General features: G+C 43.9%; 1 protein-coding gene. It reads left to right on the top strand.

The window, feature by feature from the left end:
- Nucleotides 1-7: 7 nt before the first annotated feature.
- Nucleotides 8-663, top strand: a 656-nt coding sequence (locus J3U35_RS06505; protein ID WP_267360324.1) for a hypothetical protein, incomplete at its 3' end; no start/stop codon positions are given.

Below are 663 nucleotides of genomic sequence, written 5' to 3'. Positions count from 1 at the left end.
AAAGTAGATGAAAAAACATAACTGGACCCGGCATTTACCTTGTCTGGGGATAAGTGCTGCTTTTTTACTCGGCTCAAATGGTGTTTATGCCGGTACGGATAACGTGCCCAAATTGAACATTATCCGGGATGAGTTTAATGCAGAAGAAAAGCTTAACTTAAGTATCTATAATCCCAAGCTTAAGCTGACCTCGCAAGGGCTGTTTACCTCACCAATGGGATTTTATGTCTATACTAACTACCCCTCAAAAATAGCGGAATACCAGATTACGGTTTACCGTCAATCAGACTTAGATAATCAATATCCCTTAAAGACGTTCCGTTTTAGTGATATCAGTCCGGATGAGGCCGTATTATGGAGCGGGGAAACGGATAATGGTGAGCCGTTATCAATTGACAGCGAGTATAAAGCGATTTTAAGCACGACCGGTTATGCAGGCCAAAAAGATACCGTCTATGCAGTGCCATTTAAAACCTTAGGTTACGGCAGTGCACAAATCGACAATCCATTCACCGCCTACCGCAAAACGACCCCCACGTCGAATTTATTATTTGGCCAATTAAAATCAGACAGCACCATACCGGGCTTTGGTGAAAGCCGAATAAACCATCAGGGCATCGTCACCAGTGCCCAAGACCGTAAAGTGGTCATTCAAATGGCGGG

It is taken from the genome of Gilliamella sp. B2717 (genome assembly GCF_026536675.1).
Lineage (GTDB): Bacteria > Pseudomonadota > Gammaproteobacteria > Enterobacterales > Orbaceae > Gilliamella > Gilliamella apicola_I.
The sequence above is the reverse complement of the archived record's forward strand: the minus strand, read 5'-3'. Positions and strand labels throughout refer to the sequence as shown.